Here is a 17,002-nt window from a genome sequence, read left to right on the forward strand (position 1 = left end):
GTGGGGCGTCGAGTACGACAACTTCTGCGTCCTCGGGGGAGCGGACCCGGTGCGCGCCGCCACTGTCCAGAAGTTGCGGTAGCGGGGCGCGACTACCGCAACTTCTGCGGAGTCGGCGGCTGCCGAGCGTGGAGGAGCCGCTCCGCTCTCCAGGAGTTGTCGTAGTGGGGCGTCGAGTGCGACAACTTCTGCGTCCTCGGGGGAGCGGACCCGGTGCGCGCCGCCACTCTTCAAAAGTTGCGGTAGTGGGGCACGACTACCGCAACTTCTGCGGAGTCGGCGGCTTCCGAGCCGCGGAGGGCCCGCTCTGCTCTCCAGGAGTTGTCGTACTGGGGCGTCGGGTACGACGACTTGTGAGGAGTGGTGGGGGAGCCGGGCGGGCGCGGCCCGGCCCGCGGCTCTCAGACGGCTGCAAGGGTCTGGGCAGGGGGCGCAGGGGTGCGGGCGCGTAGGGTCTCCGGGTGCCCTCCGACTCGACGCTGAACGCGCCCACCGCCCCGACCGCCGCCACCGCTCCGACCGTGAGGCGGCGCCTGCTGACGGCGCTCGCCGCCGCGGCGGCCACGGCGGTCGCGGCCCACCTCGCCAACCTGCTCGCCTTCTTCATCGGCAACCAGCTGGCGCCGACGTCGATCCCGCAGGTCAACGCCTACTTCCTGCTCTCGAGCGTGCTCGCCTTCGTGGTAGTGCTCGTCCTCGCCGCGGCCGGGCTGCTCGCCCGCGCCTGGACGGCGGCGATCGCCGGGCTCGTCGCGGGGATCGTCGGCGCCGTCTTCGGCACCCTCGTGCAGGCCAGCGCGACGGGCGAGCCGATCACCGGCGAGGTCTGGTTCTCCATCGTGCAGACCTTCGGCGGGCTCAACCTCGTCTTCCTGCTCGCCTTCGTGATCGCCGCCGCGACCCTCGGCCACCGCATCGCCGTCGCATCGACGCACGCCAGGTCCGCGAAGTCCTCGGCCACCGCCGCCCGTCCGGAGCGCCGCATCGCCCTCATCCGGCAGCCCGCGGACGACCTCAACGCCGGCGAGCTCACCCACCTCGAGCGCGTCCCCGTCGACCGGGTGAAGGCGCTGCAGCAGTGGGAGGAGTACGTCGACGCACTCGAGGAGGCCGGCTGGGAGACCGTCCAGGTCACGACGGCGCCTGAGCTGCCCGACTCGGTCTTCCTCGAGGACGCGCTGCTCGTCGTCGACGGGCACGCGGTCCTCACTCGCCCGGGCGCCGAGTCGCGCCGCGGCGAGGTCGACGGCGCGGAGGAGGCGGCTCGCGCCCTCGACCTGATCGTGCACCGGATCGAGGCGCCCGGCACCCTGGAGGGCGGCGACGTCCTCCGCGTCGGCTCCACCGTCTACGTCGGCCGCGGCGGCCGCACCAACGCCGAGGGCGTCGCGCAGCTCCGGGCCCTGCTCCGTCCGCTCGGGCTGAGCGTCGTCGCGGTCCCGCTCACCCGCGCGCTGCACCTCAAGAGCGCCGTCACCGCGCTGCCGGACGGCACGGTGATCGGCTGGGAGTCCGTCGTCGACGAGCCGCGGCTCTTCCCCTCCTTCCTGCCGATGCCGGAGGAGGGAGGCGCCCACGTGGTCGTGCTCGGCCCGGACACACTGCTGATGGCGGCGTCCGCGCCGCGGAGCGCGGAGCTGCTCCGCGAGCTCGGCTACCGCGTCGTGACGGTCGACATCTCGGAGTTCGAGAAGCTCGAGGGCTGCGTGACCTGCCTGTCGGTGCGGGTGCGCTGACAGCCTCGGCGCCGCTCGCGCGGGCACTCGGCGGGGCCGGTCGTGGTGCAGAAGACGACCCGGCGATCCGCGCCCGCGGTCGCCGAGCGGTGGACGCCGCCGAGGGACCGGGTATAGCCTTCAAGGCTGCCCAGAAGCCCTCAACGGGCCGGTGGCATCCCCGCCCTCGCGACGCCACGGTGCCGCAGGGCTCCGTCCTCCGTCGCGAAAGCCCAGCACCGTGCTCGCACAGTCCTCCCCGCCCGCCGCTCCGAAGCGCCCGAACACCCTCCGCACTCTGCTGCGCCTGGTCCCGTTCGTCGGCGACGCGCTGCCCCGCCTGGTCGGCGGCATCGCGATCGCCCTCGTGGCCAGCCTCGTCTCGCTCGCGATCCCGATCGTCCTCCAGCAGCTGGTCGACGGACCGCTCGGCGACGGCGCGACCGCCGCCGGCTCCGGCGACCTCGGCCCGCTGATCGGCCCGGTCGTCGTCGTGCTCCTGCTCGGCGTGCTCGAGGCCGCCGCCATCGCGCTGCGCCGCCGGATGGTGCTCACCCCGAGCACGCGGGTCGAGGCGCGGATGCGCAGCGCGCTCTACCGCCAGCTCCAGGACCTGCCCGTCTCGTTCCACGACCGCTGGCAGAGCGGGCAGCTGCTCTCGCGCGCGATGAGCGACCTCAGCCTCATCCGCCGCTGGATCGCCTTCGGCTTCGTGCTGCTGGTGGTCAACGCGCTGACGATCGTCGTCGGCTTCGGCGTGCTGGTCTACTGGAACCCGATCCTCGGCGCGCTGTTCGTGGCCTGCTCGATCCCGGTCTGGATCTACGGCTTCGCCTTCGAGAAGCGCTACTCGAGCATCGCGCGCCGCAGCCAGGACCAGGCTGGCGACCTCGCCACCACGGTCGAGCAGTCGGTGCACGGCATCCGTGTCCTCAAGGCGTTCGGCCGCCACCAGCACGCGCTCGCCGGCTTCGCCGATCAGGCGGAGAAGCTGCGCGGCACCGAGGTGGAAAAGGCGAAGGCCATCGCGGGCATCTGGGTGGTCCTGTTGCTCATCCCGGACATCGCCTTCGCGCTCTGCCTCCTCGCCGGAGTCTGGCTGGCCGCCGACGGGCAGCTCAGCGTCGGCGAGCTCTTCGCCTTCTTCGCCACCGCGACGGTGCTGCGCTGGCCGGTGGAGTCGATCGGCTTCCTGCTCTCGATGACGTTCGACGCGCGCACCGCCGTCGACCGCTACTTCGAGGTGATGGACAGCCGGAACACGATCACCGATCCGGAGACGCCCGCGTCGATCGCCCGGCCGCTCGGCCGAGTGAGCTTCCGCGACGTGCACTTCCGCTACCAGGACGCGCCCGAGCGCTTCGCCGACCTCCTCGACGGCGTCGACCTCGAGGTCGAGCCCGGCGAGACGATGGCGCTCGTCGGCCTCACCGGCTCGGGCAAGACGACGCTCACCGCACTGCTGCCGCGCCTCTACGACGTGACCGGCGGGGCGATCGAGATCGACGGCGTCGACGTGCGGCACCTCCGGCGCGACGAGCTGCGCTCCCACGTCGGCATGGCCTTCGAGGACGCGACACTCTTCTCCACCTCGGTGCGCGAGAACGTGCTTCTCGGCCGCCCGGACGCCTCGGAGGCGGAGCTGCTCGAGGCGCTCGAGATCGCCCAGGCGGACTTCGTGCACACCCTGCCGAACGGGCTGGACACCACCGTGGGCGAGGAGGGGATGAGCCTCTCCGGCGGCCAGCGCCAGCGGCTCGCCCTGGCGCGCGCGATCGCCGCGCGTCCCGCCGTCCTCGTCCTGGACGACCCGCTGTCGGCCCTCGACGTCGACACCGAGGCGCGGGTCGAGAAGGGCCTGCGCCGCGTGCTCGGCGACACCACCGCGCTGATCGTCGCGCACCGCCCGTCGACGGTCGCCCTCGCCGACCGCGTCGCCCTCCTCGAGGAGGGCCGCGTCACGGCGGTCGGCACCCACACCGAGCTGCTCGCGAGCAGCCCGCACTACCGCTTCGTCATCTCGAGCCTCGAGGAGGACGAGCTCGCCCGTCCCCGGGGCACCGAGCGCGTCGGCTCGCGCCCGCGCGCCGAGGCCGAGCTGACGGACCTGACCGACCTCACGGAGCTGGAGACCCGATCATGAGCACTCTCGGATCCACCGAGGAGCGCGACGACCTCACCCGCGCGGAGTCCGCGGCCCTGCGTCGGCGCTCGCTCGCGCTGCTCGGATCGCTGCTCCGCCCGCTGCGGATGCGGCTGGTGCTGACGGCCGTCGTGGTGGTGATCTCGACCGCCGCGCAGGTCGCCGGGCCGGCGCTGATCGCGCTGGGCATCGACAACGGGCTGCCGGCGATCCTCGACGGCGACGCGACCCCGCTGGTCCTCACCGTGATCGCCTACGTCCTGACCGGCGTGGTCGGCGCCGTCCTCGTCGCCTGGTACACCGTGCTGTCGGCGCGGGTGAGCCAGGCGATCCTGATCGACCTGCGCAAGCGCGTCTTCCTGCACACCCAGAAGCTGAGCCTGGAGTTCCACGAGAACTACACCTCCGGCCGGATCATCTCCCGGCAGACCAGCGACCTCGACTCGATCCGCGAGCTGCTCGACTCCGGCATCAACCAGCTCGTGCAGGGCGCCCTCTACATGGGCTTCGTCGCCATCGCGCTGGTCTCGCTCGACGGCGTCAGCGGCCTCGTGCTCGCCTGCGCTCTCGTGCCGCTGGCGATCCTGACCCGCTGGTTCCAGAAGCGCTCGCAATCGCTCTTCCGCGGCACCCGCGTCGCGTCGTCCCGCCTGATCGTCCAGTTCGTCGAGACGATGACCGGGATCCGCGCGGTGCAGACCTTCCGCACCCAGGAGCGCAACGAGTCGGCCTTCGGCGTAGTCGTCGAGCGCTACCGAGTCGCCTACAAGAAGGTCTTCGGCGTCTTCGGCACCTTCGACCCCGGTCTCGTGCTGATCGGCAACGTCACGATGGCGGCCGTGCTCTTCTTCGGCGGGATGCGGGTGCTCGACGGCGGTCTCGAGATCGGCGCCCTGCTCGGCGTGCTGCTCTACACCCGGCGGTTCTTCGCGCCGGTGCAGGAGATGGCGATGTTCTACAACTCCTACCAGTCCGCGGCGGCCGCGCTCGAGAAGATCTCGGGCGTCCTCGCGGAGGAGCAGAGCGTCCCGGATCCGGCGCACCCTGTCGACCTCCGCGAGGCGCGGGGGGCGCTCGGCTTCGAGGGCGTCCGCTTCGCCTACACGACCGACCGGGAGATCCTGCCGCGCTTCGACCTGCGGATCCCCGCGGGCCAGACGATCGCGCTGGTCGGCTCGACCGGCGCCGGCAAGTCGACGCTCGCGAAGCTCATCTCGCGGTTCTACGACCCGACCGACGGAGTGGTGACCCTCGACGGCGTCGACCTCCGGCAGCTGCACCCGAAGGACCTTCGGCGCGCGATCGTGATGGTGACCCAGGAGGCGTACCTCTTCTCCGGCTCCGTCGCGGACAACATCGCGATCGGCCGGCCCTCGGCCTCCTACGACGAGATCGTCGACGCGGCGAAGGCGGTCGGCGCGCACGCGTTCATCCAGGCGCTGCCGGACGGCTACGACACCGACGTGAACAAGCGCGGCGGCCGGGTCTCGGCCGGCCAGCGCCAGCTGATCTCGTTCGCGCGGGCGTTCCTGGCGGACCCGGCGGTGCTGATCCTGGACGAGGCGACCTCCTCGCTCGACATCCCGAGCGAGCGGCTGGTGCAGCTCGGCCTGCAGACGCTGCTCGCGGACCGGACCGCGGTGATCATCGCGCACCGGCTGTCGACGGTCGCGATCGCCGACCGGGTACTGGTGATGGAGCACGGCCGCATCGTCGAGGACGGGACGCCGGAGGCGCTGATCGCGGGCGACGGCCGCTTCGCCACGCTGCACGCGGCCTGGCGCGACTCCCTGGTCTGAGCCGGAGGGTCCGCCGCCGCGGTCAGGGCGTCCAGCGCGCGGCGCGGACGTCCACCCGGTAGCCGCCCGGCGTCGCGACGAGCGGCGTGCCCTCGCGCTCGTAGTGCTCGCGGGCGCGCTCCTCGTGCCCGATCGCCGGGGCGCCGCCGGAGCGGACCACCCGCCACCAGGCCACGTCGGAGCCGTAGCGGGCGAGCACCGTGCCGACGGCGCGGGCGGCGCGGGTGCCGAGCACCGCGGCGATCTCGCCGTAGGCCATCACACGGCCGGGCGGGATCGCGTCGACGACGGCGAGGACCGCCGAGACGAAGTCGGCGGGGTCCGCCGCGTCGTCGGGACGCTCGGTCAGAGCTTCAGCGCCCCGATGTTCTCGCCGTACGGGGTCTCGCCGATGACCTCGAAGCCGATCCAGCGGAAGAACTGCTCAGGGCCGTCGGCGCCGGACTCCCAGATCACGGTGAGGGTGTCGAAGCCGCGGGCCCGCGCCTCGTCGGCGGCGGCACGGACGGCGAAGGTCCCGACACCGCGGCCCTGCTTGGCCGCGTCGATGTTGATCCGCCAGATGCAGCTGCGGAACTCCTCCGGCGCCTGCGGGTCGAAGTGCGCGTGGATGAAGCCGACGAGCTCGTCGCCGTCGAGGATCGCCCGCTGCCAGGCGGCGCCCGGGTCGATCACGGCGGCGGCCGCGGAGTACGACTCCGGTGCGACGAACTGCTCCTGACCCGGTTTGAGGCTCAGTCCGTTCACGGCGGAGATGTTCGCGGCCGACAGCTCTTCCAGGCGGAGGTCACTCATGCCGCCCAATCTAGCGGCCCGGCTCGGCGGCGGTCATCCTCCTCGCGGACGAGCGTCGCGGCGCGCAGGGTGCGGGGCTCCTCCTCGCGGAGAACTGTCTCGACGTCGAGACAGTTCCGGCCTCGGGTAGGCTGGTCGAGGCCGTCTGGAGCGGCCGCGGAGCCACCCGTCCCTCGCAGCAGCGGGGCGGTGCAACGAGACCCTGGGAGTGCAATGTCGAAGATCAAGGTTGAAGGAACCGTCGTCGAGCTCGACGGCGACGAGATGACGCGGATCATCTGGCAGAAGATCAAGGACACCCTGATCCACCCGTACCTCGACGTGAACCTCGAGTACTACGACCTCGGCATGGAGTACCGCGACCAGACCGACGACCAGGTCACGATCGACGCGGCCCACGCCATCCAGAAGCACGGTGTCGGCGTCAAGTGCGCGACCATCACGCCCGACGAGGCGCGCGTCGAGGAGTTCGGCCTGAAGAAGATGTGGAAGTCGCCGAACGGCACGATCCGCAACATCCTCGGCGGCGTCATCTTCCGCGAGCCGATCATCATCTCGAACATCCCGCGCCTGGTGCCCGGCTGGAACAAGCCGATCATCATCGGCCGCCACGCCTTCGGCGACCAGTACCGCGCCACCGACTTCGTCTTCAAGGGCAAGGGCACGCTCACCGTCGAGTTCACCCCCGAGGACGGCTCCGAGCCGATGAGGTTCGAGGTCTACAAGGCCCCCGACGACGGCATCGCGCAGGTCCAGTACAACCAGGACTCGTCGATCCGCGACTTCGCGCGCTCCTCGCTCAACTACGGTCTGACCCGCAACTACCCGGTCTACCTCTCCACGAAGAACACGATCCTCAAGGCCTACGACGGCCGGTTCAAGGACATCTTCGAGGAGATCTTCGAGACCGAGTTCAAGGAGCGCTTCGAGGCCGCCGGCCTCACCTACGAGCACCGCCTCATCGACGACATGGTCGCCTCGGCCATGAAGTGGGAGGGCGGCTACGTCTGGGCCTGCAAGAACTACGACGGCGACGTCCAGTCGGACACCGTCGCGCAGGGCTTCGGCTCGCTCGGCCTGATGACCTCGGTCCTCTCCACCCCCGACGGCAGCGTCGTCGAGGCGGAGGCGGCGCACGGCACCGTCACGCGCCACTACCGCCAGCACCAGGCGGGTAAGCCCACCTCGACGAACCCGATCGCCTCGATCTACGCCTGGACGCGCGGCCTCGCGCACCGCGGCAAGCTCGACGGCAACCAGGAGCTCATCGACTTCTCGCTGACCCTCGAGGACGTCGTCATCAAGACGGTCGAGTCCGGCAGCATGACGAAGGACCTCGCGCTCCTCGTCGGCCCGGATCAGGCCTGGCAGACGACCGAGGAGTTCCTCGCCACGCTCGACGAGAACCTCAAGGCGCGCATGGCGAGCTGAGCTCCGCCCCTCGGCCCGACCTCGGGCTCGCACGAACGGCTCCGGCTCGCGGGAATCCTCGGATTCCGTGAGCCGGAGCCGTTTCCGCGTGCCGGAGGTGCGGTGGCGGTCGGTACCGCCGTCAGAGCACGCGCGCCAGCTGCTCCATCGCCGCCCGGGGGTCGTCGCCGGCCGGCATGAGCACGGTGCTGACCGCTCCGGCCGCGTGCAGCTCGTCGATCCGCGCGCGGGCCGTCTCCGGAGTCCCGACGACGGCGAGCCGGTCGACCCACTCGTCCGGCAGATCGCGGACGAAGGCGGCGCGGTCGGCGCTCCGGGCGCGCAGCTGCGCGAACTCCGCGGCGAAGGGCAGCGGCTCGATGTGCGGTGCCCAGTCCGGCTCACCGACCCACTCCAGTCCGGGGCGCACGGCGGCGCGGGCCTCTCCGGCGTCGTCCGAGACGGCGGCCACGTTGTACGCCACGACGCGGCCCGGCGTGCCCATCTGCTCCCGGGCGCGGGCGAGGTACTCCGGAGCGACCGGCTCGGCGAGGATCGCCCCGTCGGCGATGCGCCCGGCCAGCTCGAGCGAGCGCGGACCGCGCACCCCGGCCAGCAGCGGCGGCACGACCCGCGGCGGCGACTCGAGCCGCAGCCCGTCGACATGGACGTAGCGGCCGTCGCGGGTCACCTCCTCGCCGGCGAGCAGTGCGCGGATCGCGTCGAACTGCTCCGAGAGCAGCGTCAGCGGGCTCTTCGGCCAGACGCCGAGTCCGCGCATCCAGCCCGGCATGCCGTGGCCGATGCCGGCATGGACGCGGCCGGGGAAGAGCTCGGCGAGGGTGCCGAGCTCCATCGCGGTGAAGGCGGCGGTGCGGACGGCGGCGGGCAGGATGCCGATCCCGACGACGATCCGCTCGGTCGCGGCGAGCACGGCCGCGGCCTGGGCGACGCCGCCGCGGAAGCCGAGGTCCTCGACGACCCAGAGCTCGTCGAAGCCGAGCTCCTCGGCGCGGCGGGCGTACGGCAGGACCTCGGCGGCGGGGAGATCGCGGGGGAGCAGGACGCCGACAGCGGCGTCGGGATTCGGAGTGCGCATCTCGCCAGCGTAGGACCGGCGGGGTGGAGTCCCCGAAATGGGGGCATCCGGATCCCCGGAGATCGGACGCCGCTGTCCCCCGAACAAGGACTTCGTTACCTGTTCGTAACAGAGCCGGGCGATCCAGTTCGTAGGGTCGACTCTGTGCGAGAACCGATCCGGTTCTCAGCAACTGTGAGTAAAGGACATCGATTGCCGCTTCACTTGTCCCACCGTCCACCCGTCCGCCGCGCCGAGAAGCGCATCCTCGCCGGCCTCGCCGCCCTCGGCATCGCCGCCTCGGGCGCCTTCGCCGTCTCGGCCGCCTCGGCCGCCCCGCTCGTCGGCGGGGCCGCTCTCGTCGGCGGACTCTCCACCCTCCAGACCTTCGACGACGGCGACTACGTCGTCACGCTCGTCGAGCCGTCCGCGGCGACCTACGAGGGCACCGATGCCCGCTTCGCCCGCACCGCTCCGGACGCCGGCGCGCAGCTGCAGGCCCGCTCGGCTCCGGTCGAGGACTACTCCGCTCACCTCGAGCAGCGGCAGGACGACGTCGCCGCCGCCGTCGACGCCGCGATCGGCTACCACTACACGGTCGCCCTCAACGGCTTCTCCGCCTCGCTCACCGCCGCGCAGGCGAGCGAGCTCGCCGGCCGCAAGGACGTCGCGCAGGTGCGGGAGCTCGAGGATCTGAAGCTCGACCGCGCCCCCGCCGCGACCGCGCCGGCCCCCGGCGCCACCGCCGAGGCCGGCATCCCCGTCCCCGACACCGGTCAGGAGCCCTCGACGAGCTTCCTGGGCCTCGAGGGCGACGGCGGAGTCTGGGACACCGTCGGCGGTGCCGAGAAGGCCGGCGAGGGCATCGTCGTCGGCGTCATCGACTCCGGCATCGCACCCGAGAACCCGTCCTTCGCGGGCGCTCCGCTCGCGACCTCCCCGGGCGCCGCTCCCTACACGGACGGCACGACCGTCAGCTACCGCAAGTCGGACGGCACCACCTTCGCCGGCTCCTGCTCGCCCGGCCTCGCCGGCTCCGAGCAGTGGGACGGCGGCGAGTGCAACCAGAAGCTGATCGGCGCGCGCTGGTTCCTCGGCCCGAACGAGGAGGCCGGCTCCGCCGACAACCCCGAGTACCGCTCCCCGCGCGACGCGGACGGCCACGGCTCGCACACCGCGAGCACGGCGGCCGGCAACGCCGACGTCGAGGCCTCGGTCGACGGCTACGACTACGGCACCATCTCCGGTGTCGCACCCGCCGCGAAGGTCGCCGCCTACAAGGTCTGCTGGAACGGCGACGTGGACGGCACCGACGACGACGACTACTGCTCCGGCGAGGGCATCCTGGCCGCGATCAACGCGGCCGTCGCGGACGGCGTCGACGTCATCAACTTCTCGATCGGCGGCGGTTCCGCCGTGTCGACGCTGACCCCCTACGACGAGGCGTTCCTGAACGCCGCGGCCGCGGGTGTCTTCGTGGCCGCCTCGGCCGGCAACTCCGGCCCGGGCGTCTCGACCCTCGACCACGCCTCGCCCTGGTACACCACGGTGGCCGCGTCCTCGATCCCGACCTACACGGCCACCGCCACCCTGGGTGACGGCCAGGCCTTCGTCGGCGGATCGATCAGTGTGCACGACGACGTCACCGGCCCCCTCGTGAACAGCGCCGACGTCGTCGTCGCCGGGACCGAGAACGCCGACATCTGCGCGCCGGGCTCGCTCGACGCCGCGAAGGTCGCCGGGAAGATCGTCGCCTGCACCGCCGGCGTCACCGCGCGCGTCTCCAAGTCGGCCGAGGTCGATCGGGCCGGGGGCATCGGCATGCTGCTGCTGAACCCGTTCCCGAACGCCCTGCACGTGGACGACCACTCGGTCCCGAGCATCCAGATCGACTCGCAGGCCTACGACGCGATCACCGCGTACGCCGGCACCGCGGGCGCGACGGCGACGCTGACCGAGGGCAACGCGACCGGCACCGAGATCCCGGTGCCGCAGGTCGCAGGATTCTCCTCGCGCGGCCCGGCCGAGGCGGACGGCACCGACGTGCTCAAGCCCGACCTCACGGCGCCCGGCGTCGCGATCCTCGCCGACAGCTTCAACGCCGAGGGCGACGACCCCGCCTTCGCGTTCGAGTCCGGCACCTCGATGTCCTCTCCGCACATCGCGGGCCTCGCCGCCCTCATCCTCGGCGTGACCCCGAACGCGTCGCCGTCGGCGGTCAAGTCGGCCATGATGACGACCTCCTACGACAGCGTCGACCAGTCGGGCGCCGCGTCCGACGACGTCTTCGCTCAGGGCGCCGGACACGTCGACCCGACCGCGTTCCTCGACCCCGGACTGCTCTACGAGAGCGGCACGAGCGACTGGATCGCCTTCCTCAAGGGCGCCGGCTACGTCTTCGCCGACCCCGAGCTCGACGCGGTCGAGGCGATCGACCCGTCCGACCTCAACCAGGCCTCGATCGCGATCGGCGCCCTGGCCGGGACCCAGACGGTCACCCGCACGGTCACCTCGACCGAGGCCGGCAGCTACACCGCCGGCCTCGACATCCCCGGGATCGACGCCGTCGTCTCGCCGTCCACCCTCTCCTTCACCGGAGCGGGCCAGACCGCCGAGTACACGGTGACCTTCACGAGGACCGACGCCGAGCTCGCCGAGTTCGCGACCGGCTACCTCACCTGGTCGAGCGCCGAGCACGAGGTGCGCAGCCCCGTGGCCGTGCGTCCCGTGCTGCTCGACGCGCCGTACGAGGTGTCGGGCTCCGGCTCGACCGGCTCGACGAGCGTCGAGATCATCCCCGGCATCGACGGCCCCCTGCCGCTGGTCCCGAGCGGCCTCGCGGTGGGAGTCCTCGCCGAGGACGCGACCGCGGCGGACGGCCACACCGGCACGCTGCCGCAGGGCGAGACCTTCGAGACGACCGTCGAGGTGCCCGAGGGCACCGAGTTCGCCCGCTTCGACCTCGACTCGCTCGACGACACGGCCGACCTCGACCTGACGATCGCGCAGATCGTCGACGGGAAGCCGGTGACCACGGCGACCAGCGCGACCGGCTCGGCCGACGAGCGGGTGGACCTCTACGCCCCCGAGGCCGGCAGCTACCTGGTCTCCGCGGACATCTACGCGGTGGGCGCGGAGCCGGAGGCGACGTTCGACCTCCGGAGCTTCCTCATCGCGGCGGACGGCGGCGAGGGCTCGCTGACCACCGCGCCCGAGACCGTCGACGCGGTCCTGGGTGAGCCGACGAGCTACTCCGTGTCCTGGACCGGCCTCGCCGGCCCGGCGCAGTACCTCGGCAGCATCGACTACGCGGACTCGGGTCTCCGGACCCTCGTCAGCGTGGACGTGACGGAGGCGGCGACGCCGGCTCCGACCGCGACGCCGACGGCCGGACCCACGGCCGAGCCGACCGCGACGCCGACCGCCGGACCGACGGCGACGCCGGCTCCGACCGGGACGCCGACCGCCGGACCGACCGCGCCTCCCGCGCCGACCTCCACGCCCACCGCCGGACCGGGCGCGCCCGGCCACGGAGCGGGCGGGCTGCCCTCCACCGGCTTCGGCGGCGGACTGCTCGGAGCGGGTGCCCTGGCGCTGATCGGCGCCGGAGCGGTGCTGACGGGACTGCGTCGCCGCGCGCTCGCGCAGCGTGAGGCGGGCGCCGCGGAGTAGCCCTCCGCAGCCCGTCGACGGCCGCTCCGCACGCCCCTCCGGGGTCGGCGGGGCGGCCGTCGCTCGTTGCGCGCGGGATCTCGATACGCCCGCTGCGCGAGCTACTCGATCACCATGGTGCGCCCGCTCTGCGGGCTGCTCGATCAGCATGGGTCGGAAGCCCTGGAGCTCCTCATGCTGGTCGAGTAGCCCCGGAGGGGCGTATCGAGACCCGCCGTCGCCCGCAGGGTGGCTTGCAGGCTCCGGTTCAGACGGTGGTGGATCTCGATACGCCCGCTGCGCGGGCTACTCGATCAGCATGAAGCGCCCGCTCAATCGGCGTAGCTGCTCGATCAGCACGAGGGAGCGAACGGCCACCGCGGAGCTCGCGCCGTCAGCTCAGCGCGCGGCGCCCCGAGATCACGCCGGACACCACGGCGACCACGCCGAAGACGATCGCGACGATCGGCTGGCCGAGGTCGAGCCAGGCGAGGGCGGCGGCGCCCATGATCAGCAGCTCGATCAGCGAGCGGCCGTAGAGGTCGATCGCGAGGACGGCGCGGGGCGAGAGGAACAGCGCCCAGAGCAGGATCGCCAGCACCGGTGCGCCCACGCCGAAGACGATGCTCCACGGCAGGTCCCAGGACAGGAAGCCCCACAGTCCGAGGCTGACGAACGCGAAGAGCTCGAGCACGAGGCGGAGGACGTCGTTCGGCCCGACCTTCTGATCGGTCCGTGCAGTGCCCGCTGTCGCTCGATTCACGCGGACCATCGTATCCGCCCGCGGTGAGTCGCCCGAGAGGGCTCGTTCTCCCGCCCTGCGGGCAGCCGTTCCGGGCGACTCGACGCCGCACGCCGGAGCGGCGCGGCGGTCAGTGGAAGATGATCGTGCGGGCGCCGTCGAGCAGCACGCGGTCCTCCGCGAACCACTTCACGGCCTGGGTCAGCGTGCGGCTCTCCTCGTCCTGCCCGATCGCGACCAGCTGCGCGGGGGAGTGCGAGTGGTCGACCCGCACGACGTTCTGCTCGATGATCGGGCCCTCGTCGAGGTCGCTCGTCACGAAGTGCGCGGTCGCGCCGATCAGCTTCACCCCGCGGGCGTGCGCCTGCTTGTAGGGGTTCGCGCCCTTGAAGCCGGGCAGGAAGGAGTGGTGGATGTTGATCGCCCGGCCGGCCAGGCGCGCGCAGAGCTCGGGGGAGAGGATCTGCATGTAGCGGGCGAGGACGACCAGCTCGATGTCGTGCTCCTCGACGACCTCGACGACGCGGTCCTCGAAGGCGCGCTTGGTCTCGGGCGACGTCACCGCCCGCGACTCGAACGGCACTCCGTAGAAGCCGGCCAGGTCTTGCAGCGTGGCGTGGTTCGAGAGGATCAGCGGGACGTCGATGGCGAGCTGCCCCGCACGCTGGCGGAACAGCAGGTCGTTCACGCAGTGCCCCGCCGTGGAGGCGAGCAGCAGCGTGCGCAGCGGGCGGCCGACGACGTCGAGCCGCCAGGTCATGCCGTAGTGCTCGGTGACCGGCAGCAGGGCGGCCTCGAACTCGTCGCGGGTGACGGGCGACTGCACCTGCAGGCGCATGAAGAAGCGGCCGGTGTCGGCGCTGGAGAACTGCTGGCTCTCGGTGATGTTGCCGCGGGCCTGCACCACCGCTCCCGAGACCGCGTGCACGATGCCGGGCAGGTCGGGGCAGGCGAAGGTGAGGGTCCAGTGGTTGCCGGGACCGCCGTCGGAGCCGCCGCTCGCCGCGTCGGCGGGCGTTCGGGCGGGAGCGGGCGCGGCGGAATCGGTCTGCATCCGCTCAGGATATCGGCCGCCCGTTGCTACACTGGCCGCGTCGCGACTGGCGTTCGGATGGGTGACCATCAGGGAGCGGCACCCTCTCCGGAGACCTCTTCCGGACACTTTTCCTGCCGCTCGCCTGGGCCGGAACGGATACCGTTGTTCTGCGTGCCCGAGCGTGCCTCGTCGCCTCGCGGACGCCATCCGTTTCGCAGCCAAGGAGCGCACGTGTCCTCTTCTCCCGCCTCGAGCACCGCCAGCACCGGTGTCTCGGCCTCGTTCAACGAGCCCGTCTCCGTCGTCGATCCCGAGATCGCCGCCGTCCTGCAGCAGGAGCTCGACCGCCAGCGTGGCTACCTCGAGATGATCGCCAGCGAGAACTTCGTGCCGCGCGCGATCCTCGAGTCGCAGGGCTCGGTCCTCACCAACAAGTACGCCGAGGGCTACCCCGGCCGTCGCTACTACGGCGGCTGCGAGTTCGTCGACGTCGCCGAGCAGCTCGCGATCGACCGCGCCAAGGCCCTCTTCGGCGCCGAGTTCGCGAACGTCCAGCCGCACTCCGGAGCGACCGCGAACGCGGCGGCGCTCGCCGCCCTCGTCCAGCCGGGTGACACCATCCTCGGTCTCGAGCTGGCGCACGGCGGCCACCTCACCCACGGGATGAAGCTCAACTTCTCGGGCAAGCTCTACAACGCCACGGCGTACGGAGTCGACCCGCAGACCTTCCGCATCGACATGGACGCGGTCCGCGAGAAGGCCCTCGAGGTCCGCCCGCAGGTCCTCATCGCCGGCTGGTCGGCCTACCCCCGCCACCTCGACTTCGAGGCGTTCCGCGCGATCGCCGACGAGGTCGGCGCCAAGCTCTGGGTCGACATGGCCCACTTCGCCGGACTCGTCGCCGCGGGCCTGCACCCCTCGCCCGTCCCGCACGCCGACGTGGTGACCACCACGGTGCACAAGACGCTCGCCGGCCCGCGCTCGGGCCTCATCCTCGCCAAGCAGGAGTACGCCAAGAAGCTCAACTCCGCCGTCTTCCCGGGCCAGCAGGGCGGACCGCTCATGCACGTCATCGCCGCGAAGGCCACCGCGTTCAAGCTCGCGGGCGAGCAGGAGTTCGCCGACCGCCAGGCGCGCACCATCCGCGGCGCGCAGATCCTCGCCGAGCGGCTCACCGCCGCCGACTCGAAGGCCGAGGGCATCGACGTGCTCACCGGCGGCACCGACGTGCACCTCGTGCTCGCCGACCTGCGCAACTCCCCGCTCGACGGCAAGCAGGCCGAGGACCGCCTGCACGAGGTCGGCATCACGGTCAACCGCAACGCGGTGCCGTTCGACCCGCGCCCGCCGATGGTCACCTCGGGCCTGCGGATCGGCACCCCCGCGCTCGCGACCCGCGGCTTCGGCGACGCCGAGTTCACCGTCGTGGCCGACGTCATCGCCGAGGCGCTCAAGCCCTCGGCCGACCTCGAGGCGCTGCGCGCCCGGGTCAAGGGGCTCACGGACGACTTCCCGCTGTACCCGGGGCTGTAGGCCGCCCCGCCCCTTTCGGGCGACCCCGCGCTCGGCGGGGTCCGGAGCGCCGAGCGCGCCTGCGGACACCGCCGAGCACTACTGCACGACAGGCGCGGGAGCGCCGACGAACGAGGAGTTCCACGATGACGGCACAGGTACTCGACGGCGTTGCGACCGCCGCGACGGTCAAGGCGGAGATCGCCGAGCGCGTGGCGGTGCTGCGCGAGAAGGGCGTCGTGCCCGGTCTCGGCACGCTGCTGGTCGGCGACGACCCGGCCTCGCGCTCCTACGTCGCGGGCAAGCACCGCGACTGCGCGGAGGTGGGCATCGAGTCGATCCGCGTCGACCTGCCCGCCACGGCGTCCGCCGAGGACATCCGCGCGGCCATCCGGCAGCTCAACGAATCGGACTCGGTGACCGGCTACATCATCCAGCTGCCGCTGCCCAAGGGCATCGACGAGAACGCGATGCTCGAGCTGATGGACCCGGACAAGGACGCCGACGGACTGCACCCGACCAACCTCGGCCGGCTGGTGCTGGGCGTCGAGGGCGAGCTCGACAGCCCGCTGCCCTGCACGCCGAACGGCATCGTCGAGATGCTGAAGCGCCACGAGATCCCGATCTCGGGGAAGCACGTCGTGGTCGTCGGGCGCGGACTCACGGTCGGCCGCCCGCTCGGGCTGCTGCTGACCCGCAAGGGGCTCGACGCGACGGTGACGCTGACGCACTCGCGGACGACGGATCTCGCCGCGGAGGTGCGGCGGGCGGACATCGTGGTCGCTGCCGTGGGCGTTCCTGGGCTGATCGCGGCGGACTGGGTGAAGCCGGGGGCGGCGGTGCTCGACGTGGGGATCACCCGGGTCGAGAATCCGGAGACGGGGAAGGCGAAGCTGACCGGCGACGTCGCTCCCGGGGTGGCCGAGGTCGCGGGGTGGCTGTCGCCGGTGCCGGGCGGGGTCGGGCCGATGACGCGGGCGATGCTGATCCACAACGTGGTGGGGGCGGCGGAGCGGGCTCTTCGCTAGCTCGACGTCGGGGTGCTTGCTGCCGGCGTACTGACGGTGGGAGGTGTGCGGTGCCTCGTCGCGGCTCCTTCCCGCGCGCCTTCGGCGCGCCCG

At 72.2% G+C, this 17,002-nt stretch carries 12 protein-coding genes; 7 read left to right on the forward strand and 5 right to left on the reverse strand.

What is annotated here, in order from left to right:
* Nucleotides 1-461: 461 nt before the first annotated feature.
* The 3 genes from ddaH to MT351_RS15550 all read left to right on the forward strand — a co-directional run bounded on the left by ddaH (nt 462) and on the right by MT351_RS15550 (nt 5,657).
* Nucleotides 462-1,736: a dimethylargininase gene (ddaH, locus tag MT351_RS15540; protein ID WP_308197768.1), complete on the forward strand. Its 1,275-nt coding sequence runs from the start codon at nt 462-464 to the stop codon at nt 1,734-1,736.
* A 220-nt stretch (nt 1,737-1,956) separates the two neighbouring features.
* Nucleotides 1,957-3,858: an ABC transporter ATP-binding protein gene (locus MT351_RS15545; RefSeq protein WP_132436005.1), complete on the forward strand. Its 1,902-nt coding sequence runs from the start codon at nt 1,957-1,959 to the stop codon at nt 3,856-3,858.
* Entirely contained in the window at nt 3,855-5,657 is a 1,803-nt protein-coding gene (locus tag MT351_RS15550) for an ABC transporter ATP-binding protein (RefSeq protein ID WP_132436004.1), read from the forward strand. The genes MT351_RS15545 and MT351_RS15550 overlap by 4 nt, the downstream gene beginning before the upstream one ends.
* A gap of 22 nt (nt 5,658-5,679) precedes the next feature.
* Here the strand turns inward: MT351_RS15550 and MT351_RS15555 are convergent, their stop codons facing one another.
* Both MT351_RS15555 and MT351_RS15560 read right to left on the reverse strand, forming a co-directional pair.
* On the reverse strand, nt 5,680-6,069 hold the full coding sequence (locus MT351_RS15555; protein ID WP_308197769.1) for an MGMT family protein: 390 nt from the start codon (nt 6,067-6,069) through the stop codon (nt 5,680-5,682).
* Nucleotides 6,003-6,452, reverse strand: coding sequence for a GNAT family N-acetyltransferase (locus tag MT351_RS15560; RefSeq protein WP_123445122.1), 450 nt, complete (start codon nt 6,450-6,452; stop codon nt 6,003-6,005). Before MT351_RS15560 ends, MT351_RS15555 begins: the two co-directional genes overlap by 67 nt.
* A gap of 213 nt (nt 6,453-6,665) precedes the next feature.
* Between MT351_RS15560 and MT351_RS15565 the strand changes: the two genes are divergently transcribed.
* Nucleotides 6,666-7,883: an NADP-dependent isocitrate dehydrogenase gene (locus MT351_RS15565; protein ID WP_123735074.1), complete on the forward strand. Its 1,218-nt coding sequence runs from the start codon at nt 6,666-6,668 to the stop codon at nt 7,881-7,883.
* Between the two features lie 121 nt (nt 7,884-8,004).
* Here the strand turns inward: MT351_RS15565 and MT351_RS15570 are convergent, their stop codons facing one another.
* Nucleotides 8,005-8,961 (reverse strand): LLM class flavin-dependent oxidoreductase, encoded by a 957-nt coding sequence (locus MT351_RS15570; RefSeq protein ID WP_132436002.1) that lies wholly within the window; start codon nt 8,959-8,961, stop codon nt 8,005-8,007.
* A 204-nt stretch (nt 8,962-9,165) separates the two neighbouring features.
* On the opposite strand from MT351_RS15570, the gene MT351_RS15575 reads away from it, so the two are divergent.
* The gene (locus MT351_RS15575; protein ID WP_243582593.1) at nt 9,166-12,612 is read left to right on the forward strand and encodes a S8 family serine peptidase; all 3,447 of its coding nucleotides are present in this window, start codon (nt 9,166-9,168) and stop codon (nt 12,610-12,612) included.
* 373 nt (nt 12,613-12,985) lie between these two features.
* Here the strand turns inward: MT351_RS15575 and MT351_RS15580 are convergent, their stop codons facing one another.
* Both MT351_RS15580 and purU read right to left on the reverse strand, forming a co-directional pair.
* Nucleotides 12,986-13,354 carry a YrdB family protein gene (locus tag MT351_RS15580; protein ID WP_243582594.1) on the reverse strand — a complete coding sequence of 123 codons (369 nt, stop codon included), beginning with the start codon at nt 13,352-13,354 and terminating at the stop codon, nt 12,986-12,988.
* A gap of 109 nt (nt 13,355-13,463) precedes the next feature.
* Complete coding sequence (purU, locus tag MT351_RS15585) at nt 13,464-14,387, reverse strand: formyltetrahydrofolate deformylase (RefSeq protein WP_132435999.1); 924 nt, start codon at nt 14,385-14,387, stop codon at nt 13,464-13,466.
* Between the two features lie 213 nt (nt 14,388-14,600).
* On the opposite strand from purU, the gene glyA reads away from it, so the two are divergent.
* Together glyA and MT351_RS15595 are read left to right on the forward strand one after the other, a co-directional pair.
* Nucleotides 14,601-15,902, forward strand: a complete 1,302-nt coding sequence (gene glyA / locus MT351_RS15590) for a serine hydroxymethyltransferase (protein WP_185020082.1) — start codon at nt 14,601-14,603, stop codon at nt 15,900-15,902.
* 125 nt (nt 15,903-16,027) lie between these two features.
* Entirely contained in the window at nt 16,028-16,909 is an 882-nt protein-coding gene (locus tag MT351_RS15595; RefSeq protein WP_123445127.1) for a bifunctional methylenetetrahydrofolate dehydrogenase/methenyltetrahydrofolate cyclohydrolase, read from the forward strand.
* Nucleotides 16,910-17,002 lie beyond the last annotated feature (93 nt).

Origin of the sequence: Rathayibacter sp. VKM Ac-2926, assembly GCF_022815565.1 — a bacterium.
GTDB lineage: Bacteria > Actinomycetota > Actinomycetes > Actinomycetales > Microbacteriaceae > Rathayibacter > Rathayibacter festucae.

What these genes read in the sequence shown, in the direction of transcription:
- MT351_RS15550 (WP_132436004.1), top strand. Translation starts at nt 3,855, where the DNA reads ATGAGCACTCTCGGATCCACCGAGGAGCGCGACGACCTCACCCGCGCG.
- MT351_RS15560 (WP_123445122.1), bottom strand. Translation starts at nt 6,452, where the DNA reads ATGAGTGACCTCCGCCTGGAAGAGCTGTCGGCCGCGAACATCTCCGCC.
- MT351_RS15565 (WP_123735074.1), top strand. Translation starts at nt 6,666, where the DNA reads ATGTCGAAGATCAAGGTTGAAGGAACCGTCGTCGAGCTCGACGGCGAC.
- MT351_RS15570 (WP_132436002.1), bottom strand. Translation starts at nt 8,961, where the DNA reads ATGCGCACTCCGAATCCCGACGCCGCTGTCGGCGTCCTGCTCCCCCGC.
- purU (WP_132435999.1), bottom strand. Translation starts at nt 14,387, where the DNA reads ATGCAGACCGATTCCGCCGCGCCCGCTCCCGCCCGAACGCCCGCCGAC.
- MT351_RS15595 (WP_123445127.1), top strand. Translation starts at nt 16,028, where the DNA reads ATGACGGCACAGGTACTCGACGGCGTTGCGACCGCCGCGACGGTCAAG.